We start from the raw sequence: 16,086 nt of genomic DNA on the forward strand, positions 1-16,086 counted from the left end.
GACGTCCGCAGAAGGGCCTCGCCCCGACCCTCCCGCGGCGCGAGCCGGCGGCGACCTCTCACGCGGAGACCCCCGCACCCACACGGGGCACGGGGGTCTCGAAATCGATGACGTTACTTCGCCGCGACGGGCTCGGCCTTCTTCTCGGCCGGGGCCGGGGCGTCGGCCGCGGGAGCCGCCGGGCGCGGACGTGCCGCGAACTCCTCGAACGCCGCGCGGGGCTTCTGCACGGCCTCGAGCGACACGACCTCACGGCCGTGGACGAAGTTCTGCATCCAGTCGCCGATCACGCGGAACTTGCGCTCCCACGTGGGCATGGCCAGACCGTGGTAACCGCGGTGGGCGAACCAGGCGATCAGACCGGTCAGGGCGATGTTGCCCGACTGGAACGCGCCGTTGTACAGGCCCAGACCGGCGACGGCGCCGAGGTTCTTGTGGTTGTACTGCTTGGGCTCCTCACCGCGCAGCACGGCCACGAGGTTCTTCGCCATCAGCTTGCCCTGACGCACCGCGTGCTGCGCGTTGGGAACGCAGAACCCGCCGACGCCGCCACCCGACAGGTCGGGAACGGCCGAGACGTCACCGGCGGCCCAGGCGCCCTCGACGATCTCCTCGTCGGTGCCGACGCGCAGGTCGGGACGGGTGCGGATGCGACCGCGCTCCTCCACGGGGAGGTCGCTGCCGCGCACCACCGTGGGGTTTGCCATGACGCCCGCGGTCCAGATGATGAGGTCGGTGGGCAGCTGCTCACCGGTGGACAGCTCGATGACGCCGTCCACGGCGCCCTTGACCTGCGTGTCGAGGTGCACGAAGGCACCCTTCTTCGCGAGGTCGGCGAGCACCCACTCGCTCGTCTTCTGCGACACCTCGGGCATGATGCGGCCCATGGCCTCGATGAGGTGGAAGTGCGTGTCGTCGAACGACAGCGTGGGGTACTGCTTCAGCAGCGACGACGCGTAGGCGCGCAGCTCGGCGAACACCTCGATGCCGGCGAACCCGCCACCGACGACGACGACCGTCAGAAGGCGGTCGCGCTCGGGACCGGCGGGCAGCACCGATGCCTTGTCGAAGTTCGACGTGAGGCGGTCGCGGATGGCCACGGCCTCTTCGATGGTCTTGAGACCGATGGCGTTGTCGGCGATGCCGGGGATCGGGAACGTGCGCGAGACGGCACCGGCGGTCACGACGATCTGGTCGTAGCCCTGCTCGAAGGTCTCGTCGCCCGCGATCGGGGTGATCGTGGCGGACTTGGTCGCGTGGGAGATGCCCGTGACCTTGCCCGCGATGACGGTGGTGCGCTTGAGGTGGCGGCGCAGGCCGACCACGACGTGGCGCGGCTCGATCTCGCCGGCGGCCACCTCGGGAAGGAACGGTTGGTACGTCATGTACGGCAGCGGGTCGACGAGCGTGACTTCGGCCTCGTTGCGCCCGAGGAGCTTCTCGAGCTTCCAGGCGGTGTAGAAACCTGCGTAGCCCCCACCGACGATGAGGATTCTGGGCACGGTAGTGGTCACGATGGGAGGGACTCCTCGTTTGTGGTGCGGCTCGGCTCGCGGGAGGTGCGCGCCTGTCGGATTCGCCGGGCAGCAGCACTGACGCCGAGCGCAATCATTATAGCGGCCAGCGTGGCACCCCCGAGCGGCAGCGATCCGTAGAGCACGCTATCGCGTGAAGGCAGCAGAGGCGAACCGGCCTCGGGTGCGGATTCCACGGGCGGCAGAGCGGGGATCTCGACAGGGCTCGCCGTCGGTTCGGGCGCTGGCTCCGCGTCGGCGCGACGGTAGAGGCGGATCCATTCCTTCAGACTGCCCAGCGGGTTCTCGCTGACGGTATCGACCCTCGCAGACACCGCGCCGGCGGCATCCACCAGTCCGTAGCCGTACAGCTTGTCGGGAACGCTCGTCGCCCCGGCCGCGGGCTTCGCGGTCTGGATCAGCCGGTTGAGCACGTTGTTCGCGTCGAGGTCGGGGTGGGCCGAGCGCACCAGCGCGGCGATGCCCGCGACGATCGGCGCCGCCCCGCTCGTCCCGTTCCAGCCGACGAGGGTGCCGTCGGAAGAGACGCCGATGAGCCGCTCGCTGGGGGCGGACAGCCCGATCGTGATGCCCTGGGTGGAGGCGCTGCTGCTCGCGGTGCCGTTCGGGTCGACGCCGCCCACCGCGAGGACGCCCGGGATGGTCGCCGGGGCGCCCACGCGGTCGGTGCCGCTCCCCCGGTTGCCTGCGGCGACGACCACGACCACGTCGTGATCGAAGGCGTACTCGAACGCGGTGTCCCAACTGGTGTCCCAGTCGAGGGTGTTGGTGGTCAGCGAGAGGTTGATGACGGTCGCGCCGTTGTCGACCGCCCACGTCATCGCCTCGGCGATCTGCTCCGAGAACGGCTTCGTGCTCGACGCGCCGAATCCGACCGAGATCGACAGCAGCTCGGCCTCGGGCGCCACGCCGATCATGCCGCGTCCGTTGCCCGTGCCGCGCGCCGCGGCGAGCGAGGCGACCCAGCTGCCGTGGTTGGCATCCACCGCTCCCACCGGCGTGCGCCCGTCGGACGCACCCACGCCGGAGACGTCGGTGCCGCCGGCCACCGCGCCGGTGAACTCGGCGGGACCGCGGGCGATCCCGGTGTCGATGATGGCGATCTTCTGCCCCGCGCCGCGGGTGGTCTTCCAAGCCTCCCGCACGCCGTACTGGTCGAGCCAGTACTCCGACGCGCGCACCGAGTCGGTGGGGTCTTCCGGCACCGGGCCCTGTGTCGCCGCGGGAGACGCCGTCGCACCGGTCATCACCGCCATCAGGATGACGGATGCCACGGCTGCGACGACGCGCTTCATCCGCCGGCCCCGGGGCTTTCGCAGACGCAGCGATCGGGCGACCAGGTGCCGCGCTCGAGAGCCCGGTCCCCGATCGGATTGACGCCCGGGCCGGCCGCCAGGGCGTGCCCGGCGAGAGCGTGCAGGCACTTCACCCGTGTCGGCATCCCCCCCGCCGAGATGCCCGCGATCTCCTCGGGCTCGCCGTACGCCGCACGGTCGCGCAGGTAGGCCTCGTGCGCGAGACGGTAGTCCTGCTGCAGCTCCTCGTCGGAGGCGAGTTCGTCGGAGAACTCCTTCATCACGTGGCCGGCCTCGAGCACCGACATCGCTGCGGTCGCTGCGGGGTGCGTCAGGTAGTAGAAGGTCGGGAACGGGCTGCCGTCGTCGAGCCGCGGCGAGGTCGCCACCACGGTCGGATTGCCGCACACGCATCGCGCGGCGATGCCGATGACCCCGCGCGGAACACGGCCGAGCTGCGCCTGCAGAACGGCGAGGTCGGCGTCGGAAGCGGGGGGAAGAGGTGCGGTAGTCATCCCTGACAGGGTACCCGGCGCGTCCGACACCGCGCCCGGTGCGGGCGGCGCCCGGCGCGGCGGCGGCTGGACCCGGCATTCCGGGGGCGACCGAGGGGCGGTCAGCCGGTCGGCGGCTCGGTCGGGGCGGGGTCGGGCACGCCGATCTGCAGCGACGGGACGGCCACCTGCGCCGCACCGGACGCAGCCACCGAGCGCACGAGCTGCGCCATCCAGTCGGTGCGCGTCTGCCCGACGTCTTCGCTGACGTCGGCCTGCTCCTGGGGTGTCGCCGAGGCGGGCAGATCGTTGTCGATCAGGTAGACGACCTCGCCGGGGAAGGTGTACCCCAGCCGCTCACGCGCCTGGGTGCGGATGTACGCCGGGTCCGACCACCGCTCGCGCTGCGTCTGCAGGTCGGCGACCTCCGACTGGCTGAGGGCGACGGCGCTGCGCAGTGCCTGGATCTGCTGGCGCTGGTCCATGTACGTGCCGACGGTGGGCACGAGCACGAAGGTGCCCAGCACGACCAGACCCAGCATGATGACGACGAAACCCGAGATGCGCACCTTCCCGAGCCACTCGCGCACGTCGACGCGCGGTCCGCCCGCCGACCGGGGCGGGGCCGTCGGGCGCCGCGAGGCGGTCGGATCGGGCTGGCGGCGCGGCACCTTCTTGCCGGCGGGCGGCCGGGGGGCGGCCGTCTTGCGGGGAGGCAGTGTCGGTCGGTCCACGTCCATCCCCTCTCATCCGCCGGTGCACGCATGCCCGGACCGCAGGCGAGTCTACGTCGGCGGTCTCGGCGTTCCCGGTGGGCCACGCCGCGTGCTCGGTGGCCGGTGCCACGGGGTCGGCCTCCGCCGCGCGCCGCCTGAAGCGGATGCCACGGGGTCGGGCTCGCGAACGCGGCCCCACCCCGCGGCGCGACATGGTCGTCGCCGGAAACGACGAAGGAGGGGGAGCCCGTGGGCTCCCCCTCCTCGGATGTCAGACGCTCAGCCCTTGAAACGGGGGAACGCCGAGCGGCCCGCGAAGACCGCGGCGTCGCCGAGGTCTTCCTCGATACGCAGCAGCTGGTTGTACTTCGCGACGCGCTCGCTGCGCGCCGGGGCACCGGTCTTGATCTGGCCGGCGTTCACAGCGACCGCGAGGTCGGCGATCGTGGTGTCTTCGGTCTCGCCCGAGCGGTGCGAGAGCATCGAGGTGTAGCCCGAGCGGGTCGCCAGCGAGATCGCGTCGAGCGTCTCGGAGAGCGTGCCGATCTGGTTCACCTTGACCAGCAGCGAGTTGGCGACACCGAGGTCGATGCCCTGCTGCAGGCGCTTGGGGTTGGTGACGAACAGGTCGTCGCCGACGAGCTGCACCTTGGAGCCGATGGCATCCGTCAGCTTCTTCCAGCCGTCCCAGTCGTCTTCGGCGAGGGCGTCCTCGATCGTGACGATCGGGAAGTTCGCGACGAGGTCGGCGAAGTAGTCGACGAGCGTGTCGACGCTCCACTCCTTGCCCTCGACGGTGTACACGCCGTCCTTGTAGAACTCGGTGGCGGCGACGTCGAGGCCGACGGCGATGTCCTTGCCGGGGGTGAAGCCGGCCTTCTCGATCGCACGGATGAGGAAGTCGAGGCCCTCGCGGTTGCTGGGCAGGTCGGGGGCGAAGCCGCCCTCGTCGCCGAGACCGGTGTTGTAGCCCGCGGACTTCAGCTCGCCCTTGAGGACGTGGTAGACCTCGGTGCCCCAGCGCAGCGACTCGCCGTAGGTGTCGGCGCCGATGGGCGCGAGGAAGAACTCCTGGAAGTCGATGCCGTTGTCGGCGTGCTCGCCGCCGTTGATGACGTTGAACAGCGGGACGGGCAGCAGGTGCGCGTTCGGTCCGCCGAGGTAGCGGAACAGCGGAAGGTCGGCGCTGTCGGCGGCGGCCTTGGCCACGGCGAGCGAGACGCCCAGGATGGCGTTGGCGCCGGTGCGCGACTTGTTGTCGGTGCCGTCGGTCTCGATGAGGATCTCGTCGATGATGCGCTGCTCGCTGGCCTCGACGCCCTCGATGGCCGGGCCGAGCTCGTCGACGACCGCGGCGACGGCCTTGAGCACGCCCTTGCCGCTGTAGCGGCTCTTGTCGCCGTCGCGCAGTTCGTAGGCCTCGAACGCGCCGGTGGACGCGCCGGAGGGGACGGCCGCCCGCTGGACGATTCCGTCGTCGAGGAGCACCTCCACCTCGACGGTCGGGTTACCGCGCGAATCCAGGATCTCGCGCGCGTTGACAGCCTCGATAAGTGCCACGAAGGACTCCTCGTTGGTTCTTGGGTGGAAGAGGGTGGAGCGTCGTCGGTCCACCGTCGAGTCTAGTGACCCGTCCCGCCGGGCGTGGGGTCGACGACGATCGCCACCGCGATCCCGTCCCACCCCTTGCGATCGAGGGTCTGCAACGCCGTCGCGTCGAAGCGCGGGTCGCTTCCGAGCATCTCGACGCCCCGACGAGCACCCTGCACCTTCGAGTCGGCGGTCCCGGCATCCGCCACCTCTCCCCCGCGCACGACGTTGTCGAGCACGACAACCGTGCCGGGGCGGCCCAGGCGCGCCGCCCAGTCGAGGTATCTGGTGTTCGACTCCTTGTCGGCGTCGATGAAGACGAGGTCGAAGGGGTCTCCCCCGTCGAGAGTCGGCAGCACGTCGGTGCCGCGACCGAGCAGGATGTCCACGCGCCCGGCCACTCCCGCCCGCTCCAGGTTCGCCCGCGCGACGGCGGCGTTGGCCGGTTCGGCCTCGATCGTCACGACGCGCCCGTACGCCCCCATGGCCCGGGCGAGCCAGATGGTGGAGTATCCGCCGAGGGTGCCGATCTCGAGCACGCGGCGAGCGCCCGCGATACGCGCGAGCAGGTGCAGGAACTTCGCGTTCACCGGCGCGACCTCGATGGCGGGCATGCCGGCGTCGTGCTGTGCGCGCAGCGCCGCGTCCAGCGCGGGGTCGGAGCCGACGAGCGTCTCGGTCAGGAACGCATCGACGTCGTTGGAGGTGGGCACCCCTCCACCCTGGCGCGGCGGAGGGTGCGGGTCAACGCTCGCCGCGGAGGTGCGCGCGGGTCATCTCGTCGTACTCCTCGTCGGTGAGGTCGTCGAAGCCCTTCGCCTCGACGCGGTCCGACCGCATCCATCGGATCATGAGGATGACGAGGATCGGCACGTCGGCGAACTCGGCGATGAACCAGATCATGTCGCCCGCGAGGTGCTGGTCGTGCAGCAGCGACGGCCACCACGACACCGCCTGCGCGGCATCCGGGACGAGATCCAGCACCGAGTCGTTGAGGCGCATCAGCAGCCCCGGCACCGAGTCGATGAGCAGCTCGACGAACGCGAGCAGGAACTCGATCGCGATGAACGTGCCCGTGTGGACCGCGCCGAGCGCCATCATGGGCAGCACCATCGCCGACCCCACGAGCGGCACGACGACGCCGAGAGAGGCCTCGACGAGGGGATTCACGCGCAGGATGCCGGCCACCGGCGTGAGGAAGAGGCAGAACACCGCGGCGATGACGACGGTGGCCACCATCGCGTTGCCGAAGACGCGCGTGACCCGTGCGGCCAGGAGGCGCTCGCGCACACCCCGGGGGACGAGGTCGAGCGGACGTCCGGCGGCGATCCCGGCGGGGACGGCGAAGATCAGCAGCGCGATGCGGGTCGAGAACGCCCACCGCAGCTGCCCCGAGTACACGCTGAGGAATCCGAGCTCGATCACGGCGTACGGCAGCAGCCCGAGGGCGAAGAAGCCGATCGTGCGCCGGAGCGGCCAGGGCTCTCCCCGGCGACTCGACCGCCGCACGGCGAGCAGATAGGCCGTGGATGCCACGAGCAGCACGCCGAGCGTGAGGGGATCGGCGCGCCAGGTGCGGAGGAAGACATCGACGGGAGGCGTGAGGGAACGCTAGGCCGAGAAGCTATGCGGGAGCCGGGACCCGGTCCCCCGCAGCCCTCAGCGCTCCGCCCTGACCACGACCGGCGCGACCTCCAGCGCCGCCAGGACCGCCGGCAGCAGCGCCTCCGCGGTACGGCGGTACCCCAGGGCGCTCGGGTGGAAGCGGTCGACGCTGAACATCTCGTCGGGACGCTCGGCGAAGACCGGTCCCACCGCTCTCGCCAGCGCGACGACGCGACCTCCGGACCGGTGCACGGCCGCGGCCTGCGCGGCGGCCAGCTGCCGCGACGATCGCGCGGCCAGCGCCCGGAGCGGCTGCGGGATCGCCCGCAGCGTGCCGAGGTCGGGGCAGGTGCCCACGACGACCGGGATCCCGCTCCCCCGGAGCGCGCGCACGATCTCCTCGAGCTGCCCCGCGGAGCGGGAGGCCGGGATGCGGTGCGTCACGTCGTTCCCGCCGACCACGATGACCGCGGCATCCGGACGGTACCCCTCGGGCAGCGCCGCGAGCTGTCCGACCAACGCCGAGGTCTCCGACCCCACGACCGCCTCGGTCCGCAACCGCACCGGTCGCCCGGCCGCGCGGGCGATGCCCTTGGCCAGACGCGCCCCGAGGGTGTCGCGCCGATGTGCGGCGCCCAAGCCGGCCGCGATCGAGTCGCCGAGCAGCAGCAGCTCGACCGGGGGCCCCGGGTGCTTCTTGCGTCGCCAGACCCGGTCGGCGTCGAGCGCCTGCTCCCCCAGTGGTTTGCCGATGCGGCGCCGTGCGATCGCCGCCTGGCGGGCGATGAGGGTGCGCAGCCCCACGGCCCCGGCGCCCAGCAACGCGATCGCGGAGGCGGCGGTCACGGTCACCGGACGACGCATGCTCCGATGAGACCGGCCCGCGGTGAACGGCCGGTGGACACACCGTGACTGCGCGGCGACGGCGGGCTCCCGGCATCCTGGGTCTTCTCCGGATGCCGAAGCCCGACGCACCGATTCAGCCGGCGACGCGAGCGCCCCGCGCCCGCAGCACGAGGGCGAGAGCCAGCACCGCCACCGCGAGACCGATGTCGAGCGCGAGACCGGCGAGGAGTTCGTCGCGGCCGGCCGCGCCGGTGAAGGTCACGACACCCCCGATGACGATGACGCCGAACGACAGCGCGAGTTGCTGGGCGGTGCTGAACATTCCACCCGACAGCCCCGCCGCCTCGACGGGCACTTCGCGCACGACGAGCTGCGTGAGCGGCGAGAAGATGAGCGCCTGACCGACGCCGAGCAGCACGAGCGCCGGCTGCAGCCACAGCCCGATGTCGCTGCCCCACGCGACGCCGAGGGTCGCCGCCATCGCGATGAGGGCGACGATCTGCACGCTGACCCCGAGCACGAGCGTCGCGTCGCCCAGTCGGCTCTGCACCCGCGCGACCGCGAGCGACATGGCCGCGAACACCACGGCGAACGGCAGCAGCGCGAGCCCCGCCTGCAGGGAGCTGAGCCCGCCGGCCTCGACCGCGCGCGGGAAGACGTAGAGCAGAGCCGAGTAGCCGGCGAAGAACAGCGCGGCCGCGAGCAGGCCCAGCTGCAAGGGACGCAGGCGCAGCACGCTCGGCGGAAGCAGCGGCACGCGCCCCGACCGCTCGATGCCGTTCTGGTGCCGCCACATCGCCACGAGGGCGACGGCGGCGACGACAAGGGCGATCGCGACGGGCCACGACCAGTTCCACACCGGCCCGAAGGTGAAGGCGACCGAGGCCGCCAGGATGCCGACGGCGAGCGCCGCGGTGCCGACGAGGTCGATCGCGACCACCTCGTGCGAGCGGGAGCGGGGGGCGAGGGGCGCGAACGAGATCGCCGCGACCGCGATGAGGGCGACGACGACGAACACCGCGCGCCAGCCTTCGACGGGACCGAACGACAGGGCCGCGAGCGCACCACCGGCCACCTGCCCCACGGCGGCGCCGATCCCGCCGCTCGCCCCGAAGGCGGCGATCGCGCGGGTGCGCGCCGCTCCGCGCGAGGTCGCCTGGATGGTGCCGAGGACCTGGGGCGTGCACAGCGCCGCCCCCACGCCCTGCACCACTCGGGCGGCGATGAGCGTCTCGATGGAGGGCGCGAGGGCGCAGGCGATCGCCGACACCAGGAACAGCCCCATCCCGAGCGTGTAGAGGCGGTGGCGCCCGAAGCGGTCCCCGAGTCTCCCGCCGAGGATCAGCAGGACCGCGAACGGGATGCCGTACGCCGCGATGACGAGCTCGAGGGCGACGTCGCCGGCCCCGAACCGCTCGCGGAGCGTGGGGAGGATCACGGTGACGGCGTTGAAGGCGAACGTGCCGGCACCGGGGCCGAGCAGGAAACCGAGGTAGCGCCAGGTCGGCACGTCGTCGGCCTGGGGGCGGATCGGCGTCGGGGCGCTGCCGGTCGCCGGTTGTGCGGAGGTGGTCATGGTGCCAGCATGGAGCGCGTCGCATCCTGGTACCAGGAGCCCGCTCATCCTGGTACTGCCACCACTCCTCACGGGGCGGATGCAGGACGCAGGCGGTTCTAGGATCGCCGGAGGAGGATGCCATGACACGGTCCGACGATGTCCGCGCGGAATTCGCCGCGTTCCTGCGGAGCCGCCGCGCGCGCCTGCGCCCCGCCGACGTCGGCCTGCCCGACGGGACGCGCCGCCGGGTCGCGGGGCTGCGCCGCGAAGAGGTCGCGCAGCTCGCCGGGGTGGGGCTGACCTGGTACACCTGGCTCGAGCAGGGGCGCCCGATCGCCGCCTCGGCCCAGGTGGTGACGGCGATCGCCCGCGCGCTGCTGCTCAGCGACGACGAGCGCGACCACCTCTTCGACCTGGCCGACCTCCCCCTCCCCGACCGCGCGACGCGGACGTGCGTCGGGCAGACCCACCTCGACCTGCTCGAGAAGCTCCTGCCCTACCCCGCCGCGGTGCAGACCGCGCGCTTCGACATCCGCGCGTTCAACCGTTCCTACCGCTACCTCTTCGACGACCTGGACGACCTGCCCGTCGACCGCCGCAACTGCGCCGTCCTGCTCTTCACCGATCCGGCGTGGCAGCGCGCCCACGTCGACCTCGACCACGCGCAGCGACGAATCGCCGCGCGCCTGCGCACCGCCTACGGCCGCCACCACGACGAGGCGTCGTGGCAGCGCTTCGTGGCCGAACTCGAGGCGATGTCGCCGCGCTTCGGTGAGCTGTGGCGATTGGGCGACGTGGGCGGGGAGCGAAACGCCCTCAAGCATTTGCTCCACCCCCGCGTCGGCGAGCTGCACCTCGAGATGTCGAGCCTGTGGATCGACGAGGCACTCGGCTCGCGCGTGGTGTGGTTCTCTCCTCGGGATGCCGCGACCGCCGAGCGCCTCGAACGGCTCGCCGCGGAGCGTCCGAGCGAGGCTCTGGTCAGCGTGGCAGCGTGAGGTCCCGGCGCGGCGCCGACCTCGGCCGCCCCGGCGACCCGAGCCTCACGACAGGGGCTTGAGCTCCAGCGACTCCACCGTGGTGTCGGACCCCACGGAGGCGAACGCGGTGTACCCGTCGGCCGCCGACCGCTCCAGCAGGGCCTTCATGTTCTTCATCCGCTGCTCGAGACGCACGCGCGCCCCGTCGGCGATGAGGCGGCCCTTCAGCGCGACCAGCCGATCGAGCGGAACGTCCCGGTCGTGCACGAGCACGACGGAGCGATCCCCGTCGGCCTCGTCGTCGGGCAGCAGGTCGACGATGCGCTCGAAGCCGATAGAGAAGCCCACCGCCGGCACCTGCTGGCCGAGGAACCGACCGATCATGCCGTCGTAGCGGCCGCCGCCGCCGAGCGAGTAGTCGACGCTCGGGTGCGCGAGCTCGAAGATCGTGCCCGTGTAGTAGCCCATGCCGCGCACGAGGAACGGGTCGAACACGAGCGGTGCGTCCGCACCGCGGGCGGCTGCCACCGTCTCCCCCAGGGCGACGAGGTGGGCGATGACCTCGTCCGGGATGCCGTCGGGCACGGCCGCGCGGATCCCCGCGTCGTCGAAAGTCGGCGCACCCGCCGGCCGCTCGAGGTACGCAGCGAGGGCGTCCACGGCCGCGGGGGTCGCCGCGCGCTCGCGCAGCTCGGCGATGACGCCCGAGGGGCCGACCTTGTCGAGCTTGTCGATCGTGATGAGCACCCCGGGGCGCTCGTCGGGGGCGAAGCCGAAGACGTCCAGCATCGCGTCGAGCACGCGTCGGTCGTTCACGCGGATCGATCCGCCCTCGAGGCCGAGCGCGTCGAGCACGTCGAGGCTCGCGATCATGAGCTCCGCCTCGGCGCGCGCGGACGCGTCGCCGATGATGTCGATGTCGCACTGCAGGAATTGGCGGTAGCGCCCCTTCTGCGGGCGCTCGGCCCTCCAGACGGGAGCCATCTGGATCGCGCGGAACACCGTCGGCAGCTGCGCACGGTTCGTCGCGTAGAAGCGTGCCAGCGGAACCGTGAGGTCGTAGCGCAGGCCCAGGTCGGCCAGCGCCGCCGGGTCGTCGGCCGCGGCGCGGATGCCCTCGGCATCCATCCCTCGCTTCAAGATGCTGAACGACAGCTTCTCGTTATCCCCCCCGAGACCGGCGTGCAGACGCGAGTACTCCTCCATGACGGGCGTCTCGATCTCGTCGAAGCCGTGCGCACGGTAGCGCTCGCGGATGACGGCGAGCACGCGCTCGCGACGGGCCTTGTCAGCGGGGAGGAAGTCGCGCATGCCGCGCGGCGGATTCACGGATGCCACGGTCCCATTGTTCCAGGCTCGAGCGCGGTCGAACGCTCCACCGAGACCGCATGCACGTGCCGAGACCGTAGGCGGATGTCGTCCTGCGCCTGCGGTGTCGTCAGCCGGCTGCGGTCTCGGCGGCCCGCACGTCGGCGCGAACGGTGCGCAGGCGCTCGCGCAGTGCGCGCTCGGCGTCCCAGCCGCGCTCCCGCGCGAGCTGGACGAGGGCGAGCAGGGCGTCACCGAGCTCGGCCTCGGAGGCGGGGTCGGCGAGTCGGTGATGCGGGGCGGGAACCCCGACCTGCGCGGCCTTGCCGATCACCTTCTGCGCGAGGCTGAGCGAGGGCATGTGATCGCTGACACCGTCGAGCACGCTCGTACGCTCGCGCTTCTCGGCCGCCTTCGCCGCGTTCCAGTGCACGAGCACCTCTTCGGGCGTGGATGCCACGGCACCCGCGAAGACATGGGGATGCCGCCGCACCATCTTCTCGGTCAGACCGCGCGCCACGTCGTCGATGTCGAAGGGGTCGTCGAGGTCGCCCGCCGCGATCTCCGCGTGGAACAGCACCTGCCAGAGCAGATCGCCGAGCTCCTCCCGCAGGTCGGCGCGCGTGCCCGCCTCGACGGCGTCGATGACCTCGGCACTCTCCTCGACGAGATAGGGCACGAGGTCGCGGTGGTCGATCTGCTGCGTCCACACGCACCGTTCGCGCACGGCGTGCATCGTCCGGGCGGCTTCTCGCAGGGCGTCGTCGCTCACGGTGTCTCCCTCCGCGGCCCCCGACGGGCCCGCTGTCGACGAGTATGCCCCGCGGAACTCTCGCGCGGCGCGCTCCTGCCCCGTTTCATGGCCGTCGCGGTCGAGGCGGGGCCTGCGCCGCCCCGCGCGAGGTCGTCGATATCGACGTGACCGGAAAGACGGATGCCGATCCCGGAACGGGCCGAAATCCTGCGGCCCTCGCCACCCGTAGCCGGATATTGTCCGGAATACGCCGTGCGAGACGGCGGCCCCGCGTCACACGTGATCTGCGCGCAACAGGACGCGGATAATCTGGGGCGTGTGCGTGAACTGACCCCGACCGAGGCGATCGACCTCGTGGGCCGCTTCGAAGCCGGCCAGGAACTGCCCGAACAGATGCGCGCCGACGTGCGCCTGCTCGGATCGCTCCTCGGCCGCGTCCTTCAGGAGAGCGGCTCCCCCGGACTGTACGACGACGTCGAGCGGCTGCGCACGGCGACGATCCAGGCCTACACCGACGAGACGCCCGAAGCGTTCGAGCGGGCGGCGGCCATCGCCGACGGCTTGTCGATCGAGCGTGCCGACGAAGTGGCACGCGCCTTCACGGCGTACTTTCACCTCGTCAACCTCGTCGAGGAGCACCAGCGCGTGCGCGTGCTGCGCGAGCGCGGCGATCGCCCGTCGCGCTCCGGCACCCCCGACACGATTGCGACGGCGTTCGAGCGTCTCGCCGGCGAGGTCGGCGAAGAGACAGCGCTCGCGCGCCTGCAGGCCCTGCGCTTCCACCCCGTCTTCACCGCGCACCCCACCGAGGCCCGCCGCCGAGCGATCTCGACCAGCATCCGCCGCCTGTCCGAACTGCTCGCCGAGCACGACGACGCCGCCGGCAACGACAGCGAGAGCCGCCGTGCCGAGCGTCGCATGCTCGAGGAGATCGACACCCTGTGGCGCACCGCCCCGCTGCGGCGCGAGAAGCCGTCACCGGTCGACGAGGTGCGCTCGGTCATGGCCGTCTTCGACGAGACGCTCTACACCGCGGTCCCGCGCGTGTACCGCCGTATCGACGACATCCTCCAGGGCGAGAACGCCGGCGCCCGCGCGCCGATCGTGAAGCCCTTCGTGCGCGTCGGCTCCTGGGTCGGCGGCGACCGTGACGGCAACCCGTTCGTCACGGCATCCGTCACCCGCAAGGCGGCCGCGATCGCCAGCGAACACGTGCTCCTGGGCCTTGAGCGCACCACACAGCGCGTGGGACGGGGATTGACCCTGGATGCCGAGACCACTCCGCCCAGTGACGCCCTCGTCGCCCTGTGGCACCGTCTGCGCGCCGCCGACGAAGACGCCGCAGCGGAGATCGCCGAGCGCTCGCCCGACGAGCCGCACCGGCGCATCCTGCTGCTGCTCGCGCGGAAGATCGCCGCGACCCGCACGCGGAACGCCGACCTCGCCTACCGCGACCCGGAGCACCTGCTCACCGACCTTCGGACCGTACAGGACTCGCTCGTCGCCGCGGGTGCCGCGCGTCAGGCGTACGGCGCTCTGCAGCGCCTGGTGTGGCAGGTCGAGACCTACGGCTTCCACCTCACCGAACTCGAGGTGCGCCAGCACTCGGCGGTCCACCGCAAGGTGCTCGACGAGCTGCGCGCGGGCGGTGCCCGCAGCGAGCAGGCCGACGAGGTCCTCGAGGTGTTCCGCTCGATCGCCTACGTGCAGGAGCGCTTCGGCCCCCGCGCCGCCGGCCGCTACATCGTGTCGTTCACGCAGTCGGCGGAAGACCTCGCGAACGTGCACGAGCTCGCCTCCTACGCGATGGGGCCGGGCGAAGCCCTGCCCGTGCTCGACGTCATCCCGCTGTTCGAGACTTTCGCCGACCTGCAGGCGGCCCCCGGCATCCTCGCCGAGATCGTCTCGCACCCCTCGTTCGTGAGCCGCCTGGATGCCACCGGCCGCCGCCTCGAGGTCATGCTCGGCTACTCCGACTCGTCGAAGGACGTCGGACCCGTCGCCGCCAACCTCGCGCTGTACGAGGCCCAGGCCGAGATCTCGACATGGGCCGAGGCCGAGGGGATCGAGCTCACCCTCTTCCACGGTCGCGGCGGAGCGCTCGGGCGCGGCGGAGGACCGGCGAACTCCGCGATCCTCGCGCAGCCCCCGCACTCGGTCGACGGCCGCTTCAAGCTCACCGAGCAGGGCGAGGTCATCTTCGCGCGCTACGGCGACCCCGACATCGCCATGCGCCACATCGACCAGGTCGCGGCGGCCGTGCTCACGGCGTCCTCCCCCTCCATCGAACGCCGCAACCGCGGGGCGGCGGACGCCTTCGCCGACGTCGCGAAGAAGATGGACGTCGCCTCGCGCGAGCGGTTCTTCGCGCTGGTGAAGGCTCCGGGCTTCGCGCCGTGGTTCGCGACGGTCACGCCGATGGAGGAGCTGGGGCACCTGGCACTGGGCTCGCGGCCCGCCCGTCGCGGTCTCTCGGTGGAGTCGCTGGAAGACCTCCGAGCGATCCCGTGGGTGTTCTCCTGGACGCAGGCGCGTATCAACCTCGCCGGTTGGTTCGGCCTGGGCACGGCGCTCGACGCCGTCAACGACGAGCAGCGTTTGCGAGAGGCGTACGAGCAGTGGCCGCTGTTCCGCACGATGATCGACAACGTCGCGATGAGTCTCGCGAAGGCCGACGAACGCATCGCCCGGCGCTACCTCGCCCTCGGTGACCGCGACGACCTCGCCGACCTCGTCATGGACGAGATGCTGCTCACCCGCTCCTGGGTCGAGCGGATCACCGGCGGCGACCTGCTCGGGAACAAGCCGATCCTGCAGCGGGCCGTCAAGATGCGCAGTCCGTACGTCGACGCACTGTCGCTCCTGCAGCTGCGCGCGCTACGCGCCCTGCGGGACGTCGATGCCGAGAACCCGACTCCGGATGCCGAGCACCAGCGCCTTCTCCTCCTCTCGGTGAGCGGTGTCGCGGCCGGCCTTCAGAACACCGGCTGAACCGCTCCACCCCCCGCGATGCGTCGGCCCCTCACCCGGGGTCGGCGCATCGTCGTTTTGCGGCGGCGTCGATGCGCACACGACCTTCGGTGGCGTCGATATCCACACGACCGCGCGAGCACGACGACGCCACCACGACGGCACGACGGCGTCGAGCGACGGCGTCGGGCTGAACGTGCGGTTCTGAACCCAGGTGTGCGAAGGCATGCCGCGTCCGCAGGCTGTTGCCACGCACAGCGTGACCGCGCGCCGACGTACACCAAACGGGTCGCTCCGCGGGTACGGCGAAGCGCCGGTACGCGTCCCCCTTTCGATACCAAAAGGAAGGGGGGTGCGTACCGGCGCTGTCACCGTACGGGCGGGGAATGTGCCCGTAAATGCGAAATGGCCACCCAGCGTTGGGTGGCCATTTCG

General features: G+C 71.7%; 13 protein-coding genes. 2 read left to right on the forward strand and 11 right to left on the reverse strand.

Annotated elements, in window-relative coordinates; translation table 11 throughout:
* Positions 1 to 113: 113 nt before the first annotated feature.
* The 9 genes from AB0N80_RS16710 to AB0N80_RS16750 form a co-directional block, all read right to left on the reverse strand.
* Entirely contained in the window at positions 114 to 1,514 is a 1,401-nt protein-coding gene (locus AB0N80_RS16710; RefSeq protein WP_363579552.1) for an FAD-dependent oxidoreductase, read from the reverse strand.
* The gene (locus AB0N80_RS16715) at positions 1,511 to 2,830 is read right to left on the reverse strand and encodes a S8 family serine peptidase (RefSeq protein ID WP_363392259.1); all 1,320 of its coding nucleotides are present in this window, start codon (positions 2,828 to 2,830) and stop codon (positions 1,511 to 1,513) included. Before AB0N80_RS16715 ends, AB0N80_RS16710 begins: the two co-directional genes overlap by 4 nt.
* A complete protein-coding gene (locus AB0N80_RS16720; RefSeq protein WP_315995289.1) occupies positions 2,827 to 3,345 on the reverse strand; it encodes a DUF501 domain-containing protein in 519 nt (172 codons plus the stop codon). Before AB0N80_RS16720 ends, AB0N80_RS16715 begins: the two co-directional genes overlap by 4 nt.
* 101 nt (positions 3,346 to 3,446) lie before the next feature.
* A complete protein-coding gene (locus AB0N80_RS16725) occupies positions 3,447 to 4,064 on the reverse strand; it encodes a septum formation initiator family protein (RefSeq protein ID WP_363579554.1) in 618 nt (205 codons plus the stop codon).
* 255 nt (positions 4,065 to 4,319) lie between these two features.
* Positions 4,320 to 5,600 carry a phosphopyruvate hydratase gene (gene eno / locus AB0N80_RS16730; protein ID WP_315995287.1) on the reverse strand — a complete coding sequence of 427 codons (1,281 nt, stop codon included), beginning with the start codon at positions 5,598 to 5,600 and terminating at the stop codon, positions 4,320 to 4,322.
* A gap of 62 nt (positions 5,601 to 5,662) precedes the next feature.
* Complete coding sequence (locus AB0N80_RS16735) at positions 5,663 to 6,343, reverse strand: O-methyltransferase (RefSeq protein ID WP_363579556.1); 681 nt, start codon at positions 6,341 to 6,343, stop codon at positions 5,663 to 5,665.
* A 31-nt stretch (positions 6,344 to 6,374) separates the two neighbouring features.
* Positions 6,375 to 7,166: a cytochrome c oxidase assembly protein gene (locus AB0N80_RS16740; protein WP_363579558.1), complete on the reverse strand. Its 792-nt coding sequence runs from the start codon at positions 7,164 to 7,166 to the stop codon at positions 6,375 to 6,377.
* Between the two features lie 123 nt (positions 7,167 to 7,289).
* The gene (locus AB0N80_RS16745; RefSeq protein ID WP_315995284.1) at positions 7,290 to 8,099 is read right to left on the reverse strand and encodes an SGNH/GDSL hydrolase family protein; all 810 of its coding nucleotides are present in this window, start codon (positions 8,097 to 8,099) and stop codon (positions 7,290 to 7,292) included.
* 115 nt (positions 8,100 to 8,214) lie between these two features.
* Entirely contained in the window at positions 8,215 to 9,657 is a 1,443-nt protein-coding gene (locus tag AB0N80_RS16750) for an MFS transporter (RefSeq protein WP_363579561.1), read from the reverse strand.
* A gap of 122 nt (positions 9,658 to 9,779) precedes the next feature.
* Between AB0N80_RS16750 and AB0N80_RS16755 the strand changes: the two genes are divergently transcribed.
* The gene (locus AB0N80_RS16755) at positions 9,780 to 10,637 is read left to right on the forward strand and encodes a helix-turn-helix transcriptional regulator (RefSeq protein ID WP_363392271.1); all 858 of its coding nucleotides are present in this window, start codon (positions 9,780 to 9,782) and stop codon (positions 10,635 to 10,637) included.
* Positions 10,638 to 10,682: 45 nt separating this feature from the next.
* On the opposite strand, the gene hisS is transcribed toward AB0N80_RS16755, so the two are convergent.
* Together hisS and AB0N80_RS16765 are read right to left on the reverse strand one after the other, a co-directional pair.
* On the reverse strand, positions 10,683 to 11,930 hold the full coding sequence (gene hisS / locus AB0N80_RS16760) for a histidine--tRNA ligase (protein WP_363579570.1): 1,248 nt from the start codon (positions 11,928 to 11,930) through the stop codon (positions 10,683 to 10,685).
* A 127-nt stretch (positions 11,931 to 12,057) separates the two neighbouring features.
* Entirely contained in the window at positions 12,058 to 12,663 is a 606-nt protein-coding gene (locus AB0N80_RS16765; protein ID WP_315995888.1) for a MazG family protein, read from the reverse strand.
* A 336-nt stretch (positions 12,664 to 12,999) separates the two neighbouring features.
* Between AB0N80_RS16765 and AB0N80_RS16770 the strand changes: the two genes are divergently transcribed.
* A complete protein-coding gene (locus AB0N80_RS16770) occupies positions 13,000 to 15,672 on the forward strand; it encodes a phosphoenolpyruvate carboxylase (protein WP_363579563.1) in 2,673 nt (890 codons plus the stop codon).
* Positions 15,673 to 16,086: the final 414 nt, after the last annotated feature.

This window comes from Microbacterium sp. NPDC089188 (genome assembly GCF_040685155.1).
In the GTDB taxonomy this organism is placed as follows: Bacteria; Actinomycetota; Actinomycetes; order Actinomycetales; family Microbacteriaceae; genus Microbacterium; species Microbacterium galbum.